The following is an 18,866-nucleotide window of genomic DNA, read 5'->3' as shown; positions in this document are numbered from 1 at the left end:
GCCGCCCCAGCGCGGTGACCGGCGCCCGCCATCCGCCGGCTCGTCGCCCTCGGGGTCGTCGTCGAGTTCGTCGACGGCGTCCTCGCGGTCCTCCAGGGAAGCCGCGTACTCCCGGCACGCTTCGGCCGATGTACCGCACCCCGGGCAAGCGAGGGCGCCATTGAGGTGCCTTTGGCACGGGTGGCAGTAGTCCATGACGCCGGAAGACTAAACTCCGCGCAGGTCACGTTCACAGTCACAGCTGTGAAAGTTCTGTGCTGAACTGCCCGTTCCGGTTGGGCGAGTTGAGGACAGGCCCGACCATTCGTCGCCTTCCAGTGCCATCGCGTCGAAACCGTTGTGCGTTCGACCCATTGACACTGCCACCGCCGAATCCTTACTGTCTGGCCAGCATTTCGAACGTGTGACGAAATTTCGAACAGAGCCGTAGAGCCACAAGGGGCAATTTCCGTGCGCATCACCGGAATCAGCACACACGTGGTCGGGACGCCGTGGCGCAACCTGACCTATGTCCAGGTGCACACCGACGAGGGCATCACCGGAGTCGGTGAGACCCGCATGCTGGGGCACACCGACGCGCTGCTCGGCTATCTGCGGGAGGCGGAGGCCAACCACATTCTCGGTTCCGACCCCTTCGCTGTCGAGGACCTCGTGCGTCGCATGAAGTACGGCGACTACGGGCGGGCCGGCGAGATCGTGATGTCCGGCATCGCCGTGATCGAGATGGCGTGCTGGGACATCAAGGGCAAGGCCCTGGGCGTACCGGTGTGGCAGCTGCTGGGCGGCAAGGTCACCGACCGGGTGAAGGCGTACGCCAACGGCTGGTACACCACGGAGCGCACTCCGGAGGCATACCACAAGGCCGCTCAGGAGGTCGTCGCGCGCGGGTACAAGGCGCTGAAGATCGACCCGTTCGGGACGGGTCACTTCGAGCTCGACCACGAGCAGTCGCTGTACGCGGTCTCGCTGATCGAGGCGGTCCGGGACGCGATCGGCCCCGAGGCCGAGCTGATGCTGGAGATGCACGGCCGCTTCTCGCCGGCCACGGCGATCCGCCTCGCGCGCGAGCTCGCGCCCTTCAAGCCGGCCTGGCTGGAGGAGCCCGTCCCGCCGGAGAACCTGAAGGCGCTGGAGAAGGTGGCGGCGAAGGTCGACATCCCGGTCGCGACCGGTGAGCGCATCCACGACCGCATCGAGTTCCGCGAGCTCTTCGAGAGCCAGGCCGTGGACATCATCCAGCCGGATGTCGGCCACATCGGCGGCATCTGGGAGACCCGGAAGCTGGCGGCGACCGCCGAGGCCCACTACGTACTCGTGGCGCCGCACAACGTCGGCGGCCCGGTCCTCACCGCCGCCTCGCTCCAAGTCGGCTTCACCTCCCCGAACTTCAAGATCCTGGAGCACTTCAACGACTTCGCGGACGCGGAGATCAAGAAGGTCGTGAAGGGTGCCCCGCAGGTCGTCGACGGCTACTTCGAGCTGTCGCACGAGCCGGGTCTCGGCGTCGAGCTGGACACGGACGCGGCGGCCGAGTTCCCCCAGCAGCAGGCCCGCTTCGACCTGTGGGCGGACGGCTGGGAGCAGCGCAAGCCGAAGGGCGGTGGCAAGTGACGGCGCCCGGCACCGGGGTGGGCGGCGGGCCGCGGACGGTTCGGCACCGCCGCGACGCGCCGCTGTGGTCGAGCACCGCCGCGGCGGATCGAAGGGGTGCCGACCACCCCTTCGGAGCCCCGGCACGCGGCACCGCCGTGGACTCGGCCCGTCTCACCGCCACGGAGCAGTCATGAGCGCCCCCGCGCAGGCCGTCGTCATCGAGGGTCCGGGCGAGCACCGGCTGGCCGCCCATGAGCCCGTCGCCCCGTCCGCCGGAGAGGCGCTGGTGCGGGTTCACGCGAGCGGTATCTGCGGCAGTGACCGTGAGGTGTACCAGGGCAACCGGCCCGAGGGATATGTCCGTTATCCGCTGACGCCGGGGCACGAGTGGTCCGGCACGGTCGAGGCGGTCGGTCCCGGGGTCCCGGAGGGCCTCGTGGGCCGCAAGGTGGTCGGTGAGGGCTTCCGCAACTGCCAGGTCTGCGACCGTTGCCACGAGGGCGAGACAACGTTGTGCACGGCCGGCTACGAGGAGACGGGCTTCACCCAGCCCGGCGCCATGGCCACCACGCTCACGCTGCCCGCCCGGCTGCTGCACGTACTGCCGGAGGACGCCGACCTGACGGCGGCGGCGCTGCTGGAGCCCGCGGCCTGCATCGCGGCGGCGGCGCTCAAGGCGAACGCGCGGCCCGGCGAGCGGGTGGCCGTCGTCGGTACCGGGACGCTCGGCATGTTCGCCGTGCAGTTCCTGAAGGCGGGTTCGCCCTCGGAGCTGCTCGTGGTCGGCACCCGCCCGGACCGCGAGGAGCTCTCGAAGACGTTCGGCGCGACCGACTTCCGTACCCGGGACCAGGCGTTGCCCGACGACTTCGACGTGGTGATCGAGACCGCCGGGTCGGCGACCGCCGCGACCACCGCCGCCTCGCTGCTGCGGCGCGGCGGACGGCTCGTCCTCACCGGGATCCCGGCTCCGGGTGCCGAGGGACTGGACCCCACCGATCTCGTCGTACGGCAGCTGGAGGTGCACACCGTGTTCGGGGCGCCGCCGGATGCCTGGGCGCACACGGTGCGGGTCTTCGGTGCCGGTCTCCTCGATCCCCTTCCGCTGGTCACGCACGAGCTGCCGTTGGAGGAGTTCGCTTTCGCCATCGAGCTGGTGGGGTCCGGCGACCCGAAGGTCGGCAAGGTGCTGCTGCGGCCCTAGGGCCCGCGGTACCGGCCGCCCCCGAGCCGTACGCCGGTACGGAGACCTGACGCTCCGTACCGGCGTACATCCACCGCCACGAACCACGTCCGGCACATCGAACACAAATCCCGCCAAAGCCAGCTCCAGCTCCAGCTAAGGACAGCTCGTGACCGACCCTTCTCCCAAGGCGGCCCGTCGACCCGGTGAGCAGGCGCTCGCCGCGCTCGGCCTGGGCGCGCCCGCCCTCTCCCCCGCCGACGCCTCACCGCACGCCTTCCCGGAGGGCGGCCGATGGCGCACCGAGATCCCCTCGTGCGAGGGGCCGGAAGCGCTCGCCGTGGTCCTCAAGGAGTCCTCGCGCCTCGATGTGCCGATCCACCGGATCAGCCAGGGCAGCGGCGTCTGGATGCTGACCGACGCCGAGATCACCGAGATGGTCGAGGCCACCGAAGAGCGCGACATCGAGCTCTGCCTCTTCACGGGCCCGCGCGGCACGTGGGACATCGGCGGCTCGACCCGGACCGACTCGCGGGGCGGCGGGCTGCGCGCCCGTGGTCACGATGCGGTCGCGGGTTGTCTCGAAGACGCCATCCGTGCAACGGAGTTGGGCGTAAAGTGCCTCCTCGTGGCTGACGAAGGCGTGCTCTGGGCCCTGCACCGGGCCCGGGTCGCCGGGATCATCCCGGCGGACACGACGCTGAAGGTCTCGGCGCTGATAGGCCCGGTCAACCCGGCCGCGTACGCCGTGTACGAGCAACTGGGCGGGGACTCCATCAACGTGCCGAGCGATCTCACGCTCGACCACCTGACGGAGATCCGCCGGGTCAGTGCAGCCCCCATGGACATGTACATCGAGGCCCCCGACGATCTCGGCGGGTACGTGCGCATGTACGAGGTCGCCGAGCTGATCCGCCGCGGCGCCCCGCTGTACCTGAAGTTCGGCCTGTCCAAGGCTCCCGGGATCTACCCGTACGGCCACCACATGCGGGACGTGACGCTGTCCACGGCCCGGGAAAGGGTGCGGCGCGGCCGGCTCGCCCTGGACCTGCTCGCGCGGCACGGGGCGGACGGCGACATGGCGCCGCTCGGCTCCCGGCTCCCGGGCGCACTCCAACGGTTTGACATTCCCTCATAACGTTCCGAACACACCCCCTTCACAAAAGACGACGCGGCCGAACACAATCCCACACACCTCCTCTCGGTCGATCCTCGCTCCACCTGCTCGCAGCTCCAGACCGAGCCCCGTCAGAACATCAAGGAAGATGATCATGCGCAATCGCAAAGCAGCGCTTTCCGCCATAGCCACGGCCGCCTCCCTGGCCCTCACCCTCTCCGCCTGCGGGCAGGACAGCGAAGGCGGGAGCGGGGACAGCAAGGGAGACGCCAAGGGCTCCACCGTCGGCATCGCGATGCCGACGAAGTCCTCCGAGCGGTGGATCGCCGACGGCGCCAACGTGGAGAAGAACCTCAAGGCGGCCGGCTACAAGACCAAGCTGGCCTACGGCGAGGACGACCCCGACACCCAGGTCTCGCAGATCGAGAACATGATCACGCAGGGCGTCTCCGCCCTGATCATCGCGGCGATCGACAACAAGTCGCTCGACAACGTTCTCCAGCAGGCCAAGGACGCCGACATCCCGGTCATCTCCTACGACCGCCTGATCCTCAACTCGCCGAACGTCGACTACTACGCGTCGTTCGACAACGAGAAGGTCGGCGAGCTGCAGGGCACCCAGATCGTCGAGAAGCTCGGTCTGAAGGACGGCTCCAAGAAGGGCCCGTTCAACGTCGAGCTCTTCGCGGGTTCGAACGACGACAACAACACCCAGTACTTCTTCAACGGCGCGATGAAGGTCCTCCAGCCCTTCATCGACAAGAAGCAGCTCGTGGTCAAGTCGGGCCAGACGAAGCTGACCCAGGTCACCACGCTGCGCTGGGACGGTGGCACCGCCCAGAAGCGCATGGAGGAGCTCCTGACCGCGGCCTACCGGAAGGGCAAGGTCGACGCGGTGCTCTCGCCGTACGACGGCATCTCCATCGGCATCCTGTCGGCGCTGAAGTCGGACGACTACGGCAAGAGCAAGCCGATGCCGGTCGTCACCGGACAGGACGCCGAGGTCGCCTCGCTGAAGTCGATCAAGGCGGGCGAGCAGACGGCGACCGTCTTCAAGGACACCCGTGAGCTCGCGAAGGTCGCCGCGAACATGGTCGACTCGGTGCTCAACGACAAGAAGCCCGAGATCAACGACACCAAGTCGTACAACAACGGCTCGAAGGTCGTGCCCGCGTACCTGCTGACCCCGGTGAGCGTCGACAAGACCAACTACCAGAAGGTCGTCATCGACTCCGGTTACGTCAAGGCCGGCGCGGTCAACTAACCGCCACCCCCTAGGGATTGGAAGGCACGACCATGGCGGGACCCGTCCTGGAAATGCGCTCGATCGTCAAGACCTTTCCCGGCGTCAAGGCGCTGTCGGACGTCTCCCTGAGCGTCCGGCCGGGCGAGGTCCACGCCATCTGCGGTGAGAACGGCGCCGGAAAGTCGACCCTCATGAAGGTCCTCTCCGGCGTCCATCCGCACGGAACCTACGACGGGGACATCCTCTTCGAGGGCGAGTCCTGCCAGTTCAAGGACATCCGGGCGAGCGAGCAGCACGGCATTGTGATCATCCACCAGGAGCTCGCGCTGGTGCCGTACCTCTCCATCGCGGAGAACATCTTCCTCGGCAACGAGCACGCCACGCGCGGGTTCATCAGCTGGACCGAGACGCTGAAGCACGCGACCGAACTGCTGCGGCGGGTCGGGCTGAGCGATCACCCGGACACCCGGGTCGCCGACATCGGCGTGGGCAAGCAGCAGCTCGTCGAGATCGCGAAGGCGCTGTCGAAGAAGGTGAAGCTGCTGATCCTCGACGAGCCGACCGCGGCTCTGAACGACGAGGACAGCGGCAAGCTGCTGGACCTCATCCGGGGTCTGAAGGACCAGGGCATCACCTCGATCATCATCTCGCACAAGCTCAACGAGATCGAGGCGGTCGCCGACTCGGTGACGATCCTGCGCGACGGGCGGTCCATCGAGACCCTCGACGTGAAGGCCGCGGAGACCACCGAGGACCGGATCATCAGCGGCATGGTCGGGCGCGACCTCGACCACCGCTTCCCGGAGCGCACCCCGCACGAGGCGGAGGCGGGCGCGGCTCCGGCCCTGGAGATCCGCAACTGGACCGTCCACCACCCGATCGACCAGCAGCGCAAGGTCGTCGACGACGTGTCGATCCAGGTGCGCCGCGGGGAGATCGTCGGCATCGCCGGGCTCATGGGCGCCGGGCGCACCGAGCTCGCGATGAGCGTGTTCGGGCGCACCTACGGCCGGTACGCGAGCGGCACCGTCCTCAAGGACGGTACGGAGATCCGTACGAAGACCGTGCCCGAGGCGGTCAAGCACGGGATCGCGTACGTGACGGAGGACCGCAAGCACTACGGCCTCAACCTCATCGACACGATCAACCGCAACATCTCCCTCAGTGCCCTGGGGAAGGTGGCCAAGCGCGGTGTCGTGGACGAGCACGAGGAGCGGCAGGTCGCCGAGCGCTTCCGCAAGTCGATGAACATCAAGGCGCCGACGGTCTTCGAACCGGTGGGCAAGCTGTCGGGCGGCAACCAGCAGAAGGTCGTCCTCAGCAAGTGGATCTTCGCGGGTCCGGACGTGCTGATCCTGGACGAGCCGACCCGCGGGATCGACGTGGGCGCCAAGTTCGAGATCTACACGGTCATCGACAAACTGGCCGCCGAGGGCAAGGCGGTCGTCTTCATCTCCTCCGAGCTGCCCGAACTGCTCGGAATGTGCGACCGCATCTACACGATGGCCGCCGGACGGCTGACCGGTGAGGTCCCGCGGGCCGAGGCCACGCAGGAAGTGCTGATGCGCCAGATGACGAAGGACAAGAGGTAAGAGCGATGAGCACGAACGTGACCGCCAAGTCCCCCGCGCCGGCGCCCGCCGGCAAGGGCGACTCGACCGGGGGCGACGGCCTGCTGCAGCTGATGATCGACGGTATGCGCCGCAACATGCGGCAGTACGGCATGCTGATCGCTCTCGGTCTGATCGTGGTGCTGTTCGCGGTGTGGACGGACGGCGACCTGCTGCTGCCGCGCAACGTCTCCAACCTGGTGCTGCAGAACAGCTACATCCTGATCCTCGCGATCGGCATGATGCTCGTCATCATCGCGGGCCACATCGACCTGTCGGTCGGCTCGCTCACCGCCTTCGTGGGCGCGGTGGCGGCCGTACTGATGGTCAACCACGACATCCCCTGGCCGTTGGCCGTGGTGCTGTGCCTGCTCCTGGGCGCCGCCGCGGGGGCCGTGCAGGGGTTCTTCATCGCCTATCTCGGCATACCCTCGTTCATCGTCACCCTCGCGGGCATGCTGCTCTTCCGCGGTCTGACCGAGATCTTCCTGGAGGGCCAGACGATCGGCCCGTTCCCCAAGGGTCTGCAGGACGTCTCCAACGGCTTCCTTCCCGAGGTCGGCCCGGACACCAACTACCACAACCTCACGCTGCTGCTCGGCTTCGCCGTGATCGCGTTCGTGGTGCTGCAGGAGGTCCGTGACCGCAGGCGGCAGCAGGAGTTCGCGCTGGAGGTGCCGCCCGCCAAGCTCTTCCTGCTGAAGATCGTGGCCCTGGTCGCGGCCGTGCTCACGGTGACGATGATGCTCGCCAGCTACAAGGGCGCCCCGGTGGTGCTGATCATCCTCGGCGTCCTCGTCGTGGGCTTCGGCTATGTGATGCGCAACGCCGTCATCGGCCGCCACGTGTACGCGATCGGCGGCAACCTGCCCGCGGCGAAGCTGTCCGGTGTGCGGGACAAGAAGGTCACCTTCCTGGTCTTCCTCAACATGGGCATGCTCGCGGCGCTGGCCGGTCTGGTCTTCGCGGCCCGCTTCAACGCGGCCTCGCCCAAGGCCGGTGTGAACTTCGAACTGGAGGCGATCGCCGCGTCGTTCATCGGCGGCGCGTCGATGAGCGGCGGCGTGGGCACGGTCCTCGGCGCGATCATCGGTGGTGTCGTCCTCGGTGTCCTGAACAACGGCATGAACCTCGTCGGCGTCGGCAGCGACTGGCAGCAGGTCATCAAGGGCCTGGTGCTCCTCGCGGCGGTCGGCTTCGACGTGTGGAACAAGCGCAAGGTCGGTTCCTAGCGTTCTCGGTGGGGCCCCACGGGCGCATGCCCGTGGGGCCCCATTTCTCTGTGTACGGCTTCTTTACGTACCGCGGCAGCAGCCAAGCTCTGTAGGACAGTTGGAAGACAGGACGACCGTGAAGGAACTTTTCGGAACACTCGCCGACGGCACGAAGGTCCACCGGTGGTCGCTGGAGAACGGCGGCACCCGGCTGAAGGTCCTCTCGTACGGCGGAGTCGTCCAGTCGCTCGAACTCCCGGACCGCCACGGCCGGTACGCGAACGTGTCGCTCGGTTTCGGGACGATCGAGGAGTACGAGGCGTCCAGTCCGTACTTCGGCGCCGTCATCGGCCGGTACGGCAACCGCATCGCCGGCGGCAGGTTCACCCTCGACGGCGAGAACCACCAACTCCCCGTCAACGACGGCGGGAACAACCTGCACGGCGGGCCCGACGGCTTCGACAAACACGTGTGGGCCGTGGAGGAGTTCACCTCCGGCTCCGACGTGGGCCTGGTCCTGCGCCGCACCAGCCCCGACGGCGAGATGGGCTACCCCGGCACACTGACGACGAAGGTCACGTACACGCTCACCGGTGACGGCGACTGGCGCATCGACTACGAGGCCACCACCGACCGGGCCACGGTCGTCAACCTCACCAACCACGTGTACTGGAACCTCGCGGGCGAGAGCGGCGGCCCGGTCCACGACCACGAACTGACCATCGCCGCCTCCCGCTTCACACCGGTCGACGCGAACCTCGTCCCCACCGGCGAACTCGCCGAGGTCACGGGCACCGCCTTCGACTTCCGTACGCCGAAGACCGTCGGCGAGGATCTCGGCCGGCCCGACCGACAACTCCTGCACACCAAGGGGTTCGACCACAACCTGGTCCTCGACAAGGGGCTCACGGAGCGGCCCGAGCACTTCGCGACCCTCCGCGAACCGGTCTCCGGCCGCACCCTGAGGATCGCGACGACCGAGCCCGGTGTGCAGTTCTACTCGGGCAACTTCCTGGACGGAGACCTGGTGGGCCCCGGCGGCCGGGCATACGGTCCTGGCAGCGCGCTGTGCCTGGAGACCCAGCACTTCCCGGACTCGCCGAACCGCCCGGAGTTCCCGTCGACCGTGCTCAGGCCCGGCGGGACGTACCGCTCGACGACCGTCCACTCGTTCAACTCGTGACCGACCTTCACAGGTGGTTCACAATTTCCACATCGATTCACAGTCGTTGAACAGAGACACACAGCCGCCCGTACTAAGGGGCGGCCCGCGTATCCCCGCTCGGGCCGCCCCTCAAGGACGGAGGGTCCATGGCCGACAATGTCACCTCGCTGTTCCGCACCGGCGCGCACAGCCCCTCGATGGCCGCGCTGGCACGCGAGAGCGGGGAGGCGGGTCCGGTGGACTTCTGCATCCCGTGCAATCCGTACTTTCCCTCGCCCAGGATGATGGACGAGCTGACCAACCGGCTGCGCGACATCATCACGTACTACCCGAGCAGCGCGGACACCATCACCGCCGAGCTGTGCAATCTGCTGCAACTTCCCCCGCAGTGCGTGGCAATGGGCAACGGGTCCACAGAACTGATCACCTGGATCGACCACTTGCTGGTCCGGGAGTCGCTCGCCATCCCCGTCCCCACCTTCGGCCGCTGGACCGACCAGCCGCTGGAGACCGGCAAGCGCGTCGACATGTTCCCGCTCCAGGAGAGCAACGGCTTCGCCCTCGACCCGGCCCAGTACATCCAGTTCATCCGCTCCAGGGGCACCCGCGCGGCCGTCATCTGCAACCCGAACAACCCTGACGGCGGCTTCGTGCCCAAGCAGACGATCCTGGCGTTCTGCGACGCGCTCGCCGACCTCGACCTGATCGTCATCGACGAGTCGTTCCTGGAGTTCGCCGACGCGGAGAACGAGCCGAGCATCGTCGAGGAGGCGGTGATGCGCCCCAACGTCATCGTGCTGCGCAGCCTCGGCAAGAACTTCGGTCTGCACGGCGTGCGGTTCGGCTACATGGTGGCCAACCCGGGCCTGGCGGGCAGGATCCGCTCGATGCTGCCGAAGTGGAACCTGAACGCCTTCGCGGAGACCGTGGTCTTCATGCTCAAGGACTACGGGGCCGAGTACGTGGAGAGCCTGCACATGGTGCGCCGCGACCGCCTCGACATGGCCCGCCAGCTCTCCACGCTGCCCGGCCTCACGGTCTACCCCTCGCAGGGCAACTTCCTCTTCGTGCGCCTCCCCGTGGGTGCCGAGGGCACCGTGGTCCGGGACCGCCTGCTCACCGAGCACCGGATCCTGGTCCGCGAGTGCGGCAACAAGATCGGCTCGTCCAGCCGCTTCCTGCGGCTCGTGGTGCGCCCCCAGGTGGACGTGCGTCGCCTGGTGTCCGGCCTGGAGTCGGTGCTCTACGGGAACAGGAGGGGAGCCGCCGTGCCCGAGCTGAGCACAGGGACCAGCTACAGCTCGGGTACGGCGGCGGTCGACCGGCTCGTCAGTTCGACCAGCGGGCAGGGCTATCCGGGGATCGCCGCGGCGGCCAACGGGATGGCCGGGCAGCCCCAGCCGCTCACGGCCGCCGCGAACGGAATGGTCGCGCAGCCCCAGCCGCTGACCGCCGCGGCCAACGGAATGGTGGGACAGCCCCAGCAGTTCACCGCCCCTGCCAACGGAATGGTGGGACAGCCCCAGCAGTTCACCGCCGCGGCGAACGGGATCCCCGGGCAGCCGCAGCCGCTCACGGCCGCCCAGACCCGTGGCACGACGGGCATGCCGGGAGGGCTGACCGCCGTGAACGCACAGGGTCAGCCGCAGGGGTTCCCGCAACCGCAGCCCCAGGCCATGCCGCAGCCGGTGCCCCAACCCGTGCCGCAGCAGGCCACCGGCTGGCCGAACACGCCGCCGAACGGCGCCGGCTGGCCGGCCGCCGCTGTCGACCGGGTCGGCTGACCACCGGACCGGTTGCCCGGGGGCCCCGCATCCCGCAACGGGGCCCTCGCCGGCCGGGAGGTCCAGGACCCTCCCGGCCCCGGCACAGGCGGTGCGGGCCCGCACCCGGAGGGGAGCCGCGGGCCCGCACCCCTTACCCGTACCTTCAGGGGCGCGGGGGAACGGCGCAGTCTTTCGGCTTTTAGGGGCGCGGGGAACTGCGCAATCCTTTAGGGGCGCGGGGAACTGCGCGGCCCGCCCCCACCGGCCCGCAGCTCACACCCCACCCCACCGGGGGTGACCCCCGCGGCGGGCCGGCTGCGCGAGACCACGTTCATGCCGCACGCATCCACGACACGCATCTGAAGCGAACCGCACCCGCAGCGGGTCCACACCGTGTGGCCCGCCGCGGTTCCGTGCCGGGACACCATCTGGAAGGGCTCCGCGCGGTCGGGCCAGCCGCAGTACGGGCACGCGTCGCCGGCGGGCCGGTCATGGGGGTGGGCGGTGCTGGTCATCTGTCTGCAACTCCTCGTGCGGGTGGTCGGGTGGTGGACCGTCGCGACACCTCCAGCGTGTAACGGGACCTTCGTGTACGTCCAGGTTGACTTTCTGGACCTCACCTTGAAGCGTGGACTTCATGATTGATCTGCGCCGGCTACACGTACTGCGGGCCGTCGAGCACTACGGCACGGTGACCGCCGCCGCCCGCGCCCTGCACCTCACGACGTCCGCCGCCTCGCAGCAGGTCCGCCAGCTCGCGCGTGAGCTGGGCGTCGATCTGCTGGAGCCCCAGGGCCGCGGCGTACGGCTCACACAGGCCGCGCGGAGTCTGATCACGCACGCCGACGCGATCCAGGCCCGCTGGGATCGGGCCGAACTGGATCTGCGGGCCGACCACGGCGATCCGGCCGGGCTGCTGCGGGTGAGCGGTATCCCGGTGGCGATCTCGGTGCTGCTCGCCCCGATGGCGGCCCGGCTGCGGGAGCGCCACCCCCGGCTCTCCGTACGGATACAGGAGGCGGAGGTCCCGTCGAGCTTCGACCTGCTCTTCGAGGGCGAGACCGATCTCGCGGTCGTCGAGGCGACTCCGCGCAACCCGCCGCTCGGCGACGCCCGCTTCGACCAGCAGCCGCTCCTGGACGACCCGTTCGACCTGGTCGTGCCCGACCGCCACCGGCTGGCGGGGCTGCGCCGGGTCGACCTCGCGGAGGCGGCGCGCGAGGACTGGATCGCGCCGGTCCAGGACAACCCCTGCCGGGTGCACGTGCTCTCGGCGTGCGGTGCGGCCGGCTTCACCCCCGACGTCGTCCACCACTCGCGGGACTGGAACGCGATGGCCCACCTCGTCGCCCACGGCCTGGGGGTCGCCCTCATCCCCCGGCTCGCGCATCTGACCCCGCACCTGCCGATAACCCGCGTCCGGTGCGTCGGCGACCCGCACCGCAAACTCCTCACCTGCACCCGCGCCGGCGGCCACGAACGCCCCTCCGTCGCCGCGGCGTTGGGCGAACTGCGGGCCCTCGCGCCGACGGCGGTGGCGTGACGGAGGCGGGGAGACAGGAACAGCCTTTATGGTTCCGAATTGGAGGTTCGTCGCGGTGGCGGGAAGGTGAGTCGAGCTGTGGAGGCGCTGGGGCAGGCGGAGAGTCTCGACGAGCTGCTGCGGCTCGTACGGCGGGACGGGAGCCCCACGGAAGTGCTGCGATGGCTCGGCCGGCGGATCGGGGCGGACGCGGCGTGGATCGGACGCCGGGGCACGGTCGAGGCGGCGACGGCGGGCTTCCCCCGGCAGGTCGCCGACGAACTGCGTGACCAGGTGGCACGCCTGACCCATGGTCGGCTGGCCGCGGCCACGACACAGGCCGGCGAGCTGGAAGTGCACCTGGAGGCCTTCGGCGCGCGCGAGCCGCGTCCGGTGCTGGTGACGGTCAGCGCCTCGCCGCTGCCCCGGGAGGCCGTACTGCTGGCCTCGCAGGCGGGTGGCCTCGTCGAACTGCTGGGACGGGCGTCGGAGGGCGACGCCGGCTCACGCGGCTACGAGGCGAAGGCGGCGCAGCTGCGGTTCGCGGTCCTGACCGCCCTGCTCGCCGGCGATGTCACCATGGCGCGCCGGATGACCACGGGTGACGTACCGCCGCTGCTGAACGCGGAGCGCGTACGGGTCCATCTCCTGCACTGCCCGCCCGACGACCGCGACCGGCTGGCCAGGACCTATCTGGACGCGTCGGGCTACCACGGCCCGGGGCTGATGGTGAACTGCCCGGTGTTCAAGGAGCAGCTGATCTGCCCCGTCGCCGAGGACCCGGAACTCGGCGGCCGTTTCCAGCAGGGCGAGATGCTGCGCCGGCTGGTCAGCGAGAACCCCGGGTACGCGCTGGGCGTCAGCAGACCGCACCCGCTGGCCGCCACGGGCGAGGCCTACGGCGAGGCCGTGCACGCCCTCGCCGTCGCCCGCAACTCCCCCGACCGGCTGGCCGCGTACCGGGGACGGCCCTCGCTGGTGCACGTACTGCCTCGCCGGGCGGCCCTCGCCTGGGCGCGCGCCTACCTGGAGCCGCTGCACGACGCCCCCAAGCCCACCGTGGACGTCGTCCGTCTGGCCGTGACGTTCACCCGGTCCGGCGTGGCCCGTCTGCTTCACCTCAGCCGCACCACCGTCACCGCCCACTGCCGCCGGGCGGAGGAGGCCCTGGGCATCGACCTGGGCGAGGTACGCACCCGTGCCACGCTCGATCTGGCCCTGTCCCTCAGCCCCCTCCAGTCCGATCCCACCGACGCCGTCCAGCCGGTCGCGCCACCGCTCGGCGAACTCCTGCGCACCGCTCCCGCCACCGCGTGGGCGGAGCCCTTCCTCCGCCCCCTCCACAACACCCGGCACCGCGGTCTGTACCGCACTGTGGAGGCCTGGATCGACGCCAACACCGACGCGCAGCGCACGGCCTCACGGGTGGGTCTCAGCCGCAACACGGTCCGCGCCCATCTGCGGGCCGCCGAGGGCCTCCTCAACCGCGACCTGCTGACCACCGGTTCCGGCATCCACGACCTCGTCCACGCCCTGCGCGTCACGACTGCGCACCGTGCACACCCCACGGACGAATCTGGCCACCGTGCACAGTGGTCCCCGAAGCACGCCGCCTCCTAACGTGCTCACTGGAGGGGCAGTCGACACCGACGCCCCAACCATCCGGTGCGGCGGCGAATGGTCCACGGGGGAGACCATTCGCCGCGCCCGAAGAGGGCGCGAGGCGCCCTTGAGGGCCGCGGGGAACTGCGCGACAGCCCGGACAGCACGGTCGCGCCGATGAAGGCCCCGACCGCACCGGGGACGCCGATCTTCGCGACGACCTTCCAGTCCACGTTCCCGAACCGCCAGTGCGAGGCGCCGGACATCAGCGTCGTACCGATCTCGGCGAGGTGGACGGTGGCCGAGGCGGCGGCCGGGTTGGTGCCCATGGAGAGCAGCAGGGTGGTCGAGGTCACGCCGTAGGCCATGCCGAGGCTGCCGTCCACCAGCTGGGCACCGAGGCCCGCCAGGGCGAGCAGTACCAGCGTGCGCATCGTGTCCGTCCCGTCTGGTCGCTTTGTCCCCTCGAAAGGTGGAAGGGACGCACGGGACGGTAGGTGCCGAAGGTGAGGATTGCCTGAGCGGGAGATGAGCACACCGCACAGACACCCTCACGGGTGCCACGGACAGGTGCCCCGGCCGGAGGGGACCGGGGCACCACAAGCGGTCGGGCCGGCCTCAGGCCAGCCGGATCACGTTCCAGGACAGCGGCTCCAGGACAGCGCTCAGCGTGCCGTCCTGGAGCGTGGTCCCCTGCACGGCCCGCGGAGCGACCCGGTCCGGCTCGGCGAGCGTGTTGCGGGCGTCCGGATCCGCGTCCGCGAGCACGCTGTGCTCGACGACCGAGGTCAACTCCAGCCCGTTCAGGGCGACTTCGAGCGGCAGCGCCTCCGTCCGGCTGCGGTTGACCGCGAAGACGGTGACCGAGCCGTCCTCCGCGCGCACGGCGGTGGCGTGCAGCAGGTCGGTCTCCCCGTACTTCTTCGTCTCGTACGTGGGCGAGTCGACCCGTACGTCGAGGACCTCCCCGCGCCCGTACCGCGAGGCCTGCGCGAACGGGAAGAACGTCGTCTGCCGCCAGGCCGGGCCGCCCGGCTCGGTCATGATCGGCGCGATGACGTTGACGAGCTGGGCGAGACAGGCGACGGTCACCCGGTCGGCGTGCCGCAGCAGCGCGACGAGGAGCGAGCCGAAGACGACCGCGTCCATGACGCTGTAGTTGTCCTCAAGGAGGCGGGGGGCCTCCGCCCAGTCCCGCTCGGCGGTGTTCTCGATCGCGTGCCAGCCCGAGATGTACCAGACGTTCCACTCGTCGAAGGAGAGGTTGATCTTCTTCTTCGACTTGAGCTTCGCGCCGATGTGGTCGCAGGTGGCGACGACGTTCTCGATGAACGACTCCATGTCCACGGCGGAGGCCAGGAAGGAGTCGACGTCGCCGTCCTGGGGCTCGTAGTAGGCGTGCAGGGAGACGTAGTCGACGAGGTCGTACGTCTCCGTGAGGACCGTCGCCTCCCACTCGGCGAAGGTCGGCATGGACTGGCTGGAGGAGCCGCAGGCGACCAGTTCGACGGAGGGGTCGATCTGCCGCATCGCGCGGGCGGTCTCGGCGGCGACCCGTCCGTACTCCTCGGCGGTCTTGTGGCCGGTCTGCCACGGACCGTCCATCTCGTTGCCGAGGCACCACATCTTGATGCCGAACGGGTCCTTGTCGCCGTGCGCGATCCGCTGCTCGGACAGGGCGGTGCCGGCCGGGTGGTTGGCGTACTCCTGGAGCTCCAGGGCCTCCGCCACTCCCCTGGTCCCGAGGTTGACGGCCATCATCGGCTCGGCCTGCGGGCCGATCTTCTTCAGGAAGGCGATGTACTCGGAGAGCCCGAAGCGGTTGGTCTCCGTCGACCGCCAGGCGAGGTCGAGCCGGCGGGGGCGTTCCTCGGCCGGGCCGACCGAGTCCTCCCACTTGTAGCCGGAGACGAAGTTGCCGCCGGGGTAGCGGACGGCTGTGACGCCGAGTTCGCGGACGAGTTCCAGTACGTCCGTCCGCAGGCCCGCTTCGTCGGCCTCGGGGTGGCCCGGCTCGAAGATGCCGGTGTAGACGCAGCGGCCCAGGTGTTCCACGAACGAGCCGAAGAGACGGGGGTTGACTTCGCCGATGGTGAAGGCGGGGTCGAGGGTGAAGCGGGCCTTGTCCTGCATGGTCGCCTTGTTCGCCTTTCGGGGTGGGTGGTTCCTGTTTCGTTGGCGGGTGCGGGTTCGTGGGGAAGGCGTCCAGCATCGCGATCATGTTGTATCCGTCGCCGCCGCTGAAGAGGTTCCAGTAGCGGACGCGGGTGTCCGCACCGGAGGCGAGCGCGTCCGCCCCGGTGCCGAGTGCGGCGAACCCGAGGCTGCCCGCGACCGTCAGCCCGCTCAGTCCCGCCAGGACCTGCCTGCGATTCAGGCCAGGTCGTCCCATACCTTGCCTAGCTGTTCGAGATTTCGGTGAACGCTCGCAACCTCGAACGGGACCGTAGATAGGAAGCGCTTACTAGTCAATGGTTCGCGCGAAAACAGCGGCCCCCGTCCGGCGATCGGACGGGGGCCCCAGGTGCTTTCCCAGATGCTCTGCGGAACGTCGGCCGCTCTACGGAACGTCGGCCGCGCGGTCAGCCGGCGAACGCGGGCTGGGGCAGCCCCTTGCCCGCGCCGGGGACGACGAGCACCGAGCCGGCGAGCGGGTGCGGCGCCTCCAGGCCCGTACGGGCTGTCGTGATGTACAGATCGGTCAGGTCGGCGCCGCCGAACGCGCAGGCCGTGGGGCGCGGTACCGGCAGCTCCACGACACGGTCGAGCTTGCCGTCCGGGGTGTAGCGGCGGACCGCGCCGCCGTCCCACAGGGCGACCCAGACGCAGCCGTCGGCGTCGACGGTGAGGCCGTCGGGGAAACCGTCGCCCTCCTCGATGATCACCAACTGGCGCCTGCCGGTTGCCCGTTGGCCGTCGAAGTCGAAGACGTCGATCCGGCGGGTCGGCGAGTCGATGTAGTACATGAGGCGGCCGTCGGGGCTCCAGCCCGTGCCGTTGCTCACCGCCACGTCGTCGAGGGCCGTCTCGACCGTGCCGTCGGGGGCGACACGGGAAAGGGTGCCGCCGCCCGGCGCCTCGTCGTAGCGCATGGTGCCCGCCCACAGGGCGCCGTCGGGCGCGACCGCCGCGTCGTTGGCGCGACGGCCGGGAACGACCTCCCGGTGCAGCCACCGGAAGTCGCCCGGACCGCTGGAGGACCCCCCGCCGGGACCGTAAAGCCCCACGCCGTCACGGAGGTTGACGACCAGGCCACCCCCCACGCGCGGCTTCGCCGCCCCCACATGCTGCTCGGTCACCATGACCACACTTCGGCCGGACACCGGGTCGTACGTATGCACCCGGGAGCCGAGGATGTCGATCCAGATCAGCCGCTGGGCATCGGCGTCCCAGGTGGGACCTTCACCGAGGGCCGCCTCCGCCTGGACGGCCACCTCGAATGCGTACGTCATCCCACGCTCCGGTAGCCGAGCCGCTCCGACAGCTCGGCGGCGCCCTTCGCGGCGAGCTGCTCCAGCTCGGCACGGCGCTCGTCGCTCCAGCGGATCATCGGTACGGAGATGGAGAGCGCGGCCACGACCTGGCCCGTGCGGTCGCGCACCGGCGCGGCGACACAGCTGACGTCGGGGTTCGACTCGCGGCTCTCCACCGCGATGCCGCGGGCGCGGATCTCGGTGAGGGCCTCGCGCAGGGCGGCCGGCTCGGTGATGCTGTTCGGCGTCATCCGGACCAGGTCGGCGTCGTCGGGGATCCGCGAGGTCAGCTCGGGCTCGGAGAGCGAGGCGAGCAGCATCTTGCCCACGGAGGTGCAGTGGGCGGGCAGCCGGCGGCCCGCGGCGGACACCATGCGCACCGCGTGCGTGGAGTCGACCTTGGCGATGTAGATGACGTCCGTGCCCTCCAGGATCGCCACGTGCACGGTCTCGTCACAGGTCTCCGCGACGGACCGGGCGACCTGCTGCCCCTCGGCGGCGAGGTCGAGCTGCTCGGAATAACGGCTGCCGAGCTGGTACGGGCGCACCCCCAGCCGGTAACGTCCCGGCTGACCCGGTACGGGCGTGATGTACGAACGGGCGGCAAGTGTCGTCACCAGTTCATGCACCGTGGTGCGCGGCAACTGGAGCTTGCGCACGATGTCGGGGGCGGAGAGCGTGCCGTCTCCGTCGAGGAAAAGCTCGAGTATGTCGAGAGCCCTGGTTACGGCAGGTACGAGGCGTCCCACAACTGGCCCCCTCCCTTGTGTTCGAAATTTCAACAGACGATCGGCATAGCGAACACAGGCTACTCATACCGATTACGGCCGGGCAATGGCCTTGCGACAATGGGTGGGCGAGCGGTTACGGGTGGGGCGGGGCGGGCGACCACCCGAGCGCATGCAGTAAACGGGTGGGTGGCCGGGAAAGAAGGCGGCCGGCGCGGGAGCGGATGTCGCTCAACGCCGGGCGCGCGGGTCTCCCAGTTCCCCCCGAAGCCGCTGAGCCCGAAGCACCAGTTCCAGCTCGAAGCGCCGGTCGGGGTCGTCGACCTCGTCCCCCCACAGCTCCCTGATCTGCCGAAGGCGATACCGCACGGTCTGCGGATGGACCCCGAGGCGCGCGGCCACCTCGGGAGCCCCGCCCCGCGTCTCCAGCCACGCCAGCAGGGTCTCCGCGAGCCGACGCCCGTGCGTGGGCCCGCAGTGGGCGAGCGGCTCCAGACACCGCAGCGCCAGGTCGTCGATCAGCTCCTCGGGCTGCAGCAGGACCAGCGCCTCCGTGTGCTGGGTGCAGTACAGCACCTCGCCCGGCGGCAGCAGCCCGCGCTCCATGAGCCGTACCGCCGCCTCGGCCCAGCGCAGCGACTTCGCCG

The 18,866-nt window shown here is 69.7% G+C and carries 16 protein-coding genes and 2 pseudogenes; 10 read left to right on the top strand and 8 right to left on the bottom strand.

Annotated features, from left to right (window positions below; translation table 11 throughout):
* Positions 1 to 195: pseudogene (locus O3Q52_RS27510) on the bottom strand (hypothetical protein); the annotation flags it as partial.
* 255 nt (positions 196 to 450) lie between these two features.
* Here O3Q52_RS27510 and O3Q52_RS27505 point away from each other — a divergent pair.
* The 8 genes from O3Q52_RS27505 to O3Q52_RS27470 all read left to right on the top strand — a co-directional run bounded on the left by O3Q52_RS27505 (position 451) and on the right by O3Q52_RS27470 (position 10,912).
* Positions 451 to 1,611, top strand: coding sequence for a mandelate racemase/muconate lactonizing enzyme family protein (locus tag O3Q52_RS27505; protein WP_143631699.1), 1,161 nt, complete (start codon positions 451 to 453; stop codon positions 1,609 to 1,611).
* 172 nt (positions 1,612 to 1,783) lie between these two features.
* Complete coding sequence (locus O3Q52_RS27500; protein WP_269651414.1) at positions 1,784 to 2,797, top strand: zinc-binding dehydrogenase; 1,014 nt, start codon at positions 1,784 to 1,786, stop codon at positions 2,795 to 2,797.
* A gap of 148 nt (positions 2,798 to 2,945) precedes the next feature.
* The gene (locus O3Q52_RS27495; protein ID WP_269651413.1) at positions 2,946 to 3,914 is read left to right on the top strand and encodes a hypothetical protein; all 969 of its coding nucleotides are present in this window, start codon (positions 2,946 to 2,948) and stop codon (positions 3,912 to 3,914) included.
* Positions 3,915 to 4,047: 133 nt separating this feature from the next.
* Positions 4,048 to 5,157 carry a multiple monosaccharide ABC transporter substrate-binding protein gene (gene chvE, locus O3Q52_RS27490; RefSeq protein WP_269651412.1) on the top strand — a complete coding sequence of 370 codons (1,110 nt, stop codon included), beginning with the start codon at positions 4,048 to 4,050 and terminating at the stop codon, positions 5,155 to 5,157.
* 32 nt (positions 5,158 to 5,189) lie between these two features.
* Entirely contained in the window at positions 5,190 to 6,731 is a 1,542-nt protein-coding gene (mmsA, locus tag O3Q52_RS27485) for a multiple monosaccharide ABC transporter ATP-binding protein (RefSeq protein WP_269651411.1), read from the top strand.
* A 5-nt stretch (positions 6,732 to 6,736) separates the two neighbouring features.
* Positions 6,737 to 7,981, top strand: coding sequence for a multiple monosaccharide ABC transporter permease (gene mmsB, locus O3Q52_RS27480; RefSeq protein WP_189838036.1), 1,245 nt, complete (start codon positions 6,737 to 6,739; stop codon positions 7,979 to 7,981).
* Positions 7,982 to 8,099: 118 nt separating this feature from the next.
* Positions 8,100 to 9,146, top strand: coding sequence for an aldose epimerase family protein (locus O3Q52_RS27475; RefSeq protein ID WP_269651410.1), 1,047 nt, complete (start codon positions 8,100 to 8,102; stop codon positions 9,144 to 9,146).
* Positions 9,147 to 9,274: 128 nt separating this feature from the next.
* Entirely contained in the window at positions 9,275 to 10,912 is a 1,638-nt protein-coding gene (locus O3Q52_RS27470; protein ID WP_269651409.1) for a histidinol-phosphate transaminase, read from the top strand.
* Positions 10,913 to 11,121: 209 nt separating this feature from the next.
* On the opposite strand, the gene O3Q52_RS27465 is transcribed toward O3Q52_RS27470, so the two are convergent.
* The gene (locus O3Q52_RS27465; protein WP_269651408.1) at positions 11,122 to 11,409 is read right to left on the bottom strand and encodes a hypothetical protein; all 288 of its coding nucleotides are present in this window, start codon (positions 11,407 to 11,409) and stop codon (positions 11,122 to 11,124) included.
* A gap of 122 nt (positions 11,410 to 11,531) precedes the next feature.
* Here O3Q52_RS27465 and O3Q52_RS27460 point away from each other — a divergent pair, with 122 nt between their 5' ends.
* Together O3Q52_RS27460 and O3Q52_RS27455 are read left to right on the top strand one after the other, a co-directional pair.
* Positions 11,532 to 12,437, top strand: a complete 906-nt coding sequence (locus O3Q52_RS27460) for a LysR family transcriptional regulator (protein WP_269651407.1) — start codon at positions 11,532 to 11,534, stop codon at positions 12,435 to 12,437.
* A gap of 66 nt (positions 12,438 to 12,503) precedes the next feature.
* Positions 12,504 to 14,036, top strand: coding sequence for a helix-turn-helix domain-containing protein (locus O3Q52_RS27455; protein ID WP_269651406.1), 1,533 nt, complete (start codon positions 12,504 to 12,506; stop codon positions 14,034 to 14,036).
* Between the two features lie 5 nt (positions 14,037 to 14,041).
* Here the strand turns inward: O3Q52_RS27455 and O3Q52_RS27450 are convergent, their stop codons facing one another.
* From O3Q52_RS27450 to O3Q52_RS27425, 6 genes and pseudogenes are all read right to left on the bottom strand, one after another.
* Positions 14,042 to 14,452, bottom strand: coding sequence for a sulfite exporter TauE/SafE family protein (locus O3Q52_RS27450; RefSeq protein WP_269651405.1), 411 nt, complete (start codon positions 14,450 to 14,452; stop codon positions 14,042 to 14,044).
* Between the two features lie 184 nt (positions 14,453 to 14,636).
* A complete protein-coding gene (locus O3Q52_RS27445) occupies positions 14,637 to 16,151 on the bottom strand; it encodes an alpha-N-arabinofuranosidase (protein WP_269651404.1) in 1,515 nt (504 codons plus the stop codon).
* A gap of 64 nt (positions 16,152 to 16,215) precedes the next feature.
* A pseudogene (locus O3Q52_RS27440) lies at positions 16,216 to 16,410 on the bottom strand (sugar transporter); the annotation flags it as partial.
* Positions 16,411 to 16,600: 190 nt separating this feature from the next.
* Positions 16,601 to 17,470: an SMP-30/gluconolactonase/LRE family protein gene (locus O3Q52_RS27435; RefSeq protein WP_269651403.1), complete on the bottom strand. Its 870-nt coding sequence runs from the start codon at positions 17,468 to 17,470 to the stop codon at positions 16,601 to 16,603.
* Positions 17,467 to 18,240 (bottom strand): IclR family transcriptional regulator, encoded by a 774-nt coding sequence (locus O3Q52_RS27430; protein WP_269651402.1) that lies wholly within the window; start codon positions 18,238 to 18,240, stop codon positions 17,467 to 17,469. The genes O3Q52_RS27435 and O3Q52_RS27430 overlap by 4 nt, the downstream gene beginning before the upstream one ends.
* Positions 18,241 to 18,450: 210 nt before the next feature.
* The coding region (locus O3Q52_RS27425; RefSeq protein WP_269651401.1) for a helix-turn-helix domain-containing protein at positions 18,451 to 18,866 on the bottom strand (416 nt) is incomplete at its 5' end.

Source organism: Streptomyces sp. ActVer, assembly GCF_027270795.1.
Lineage (GTDB): Bacteria > Actinomycetota > Actinomycetes > Streptomycetales > Streptomycetaceae > Streptomyces > Streptomyces umbrinus_A.
The sequence above is the reverse complement of the archived record's forward strand: the minus strand, read 5'-3'. Positions and strand labels throughout refer to the sequence as shown.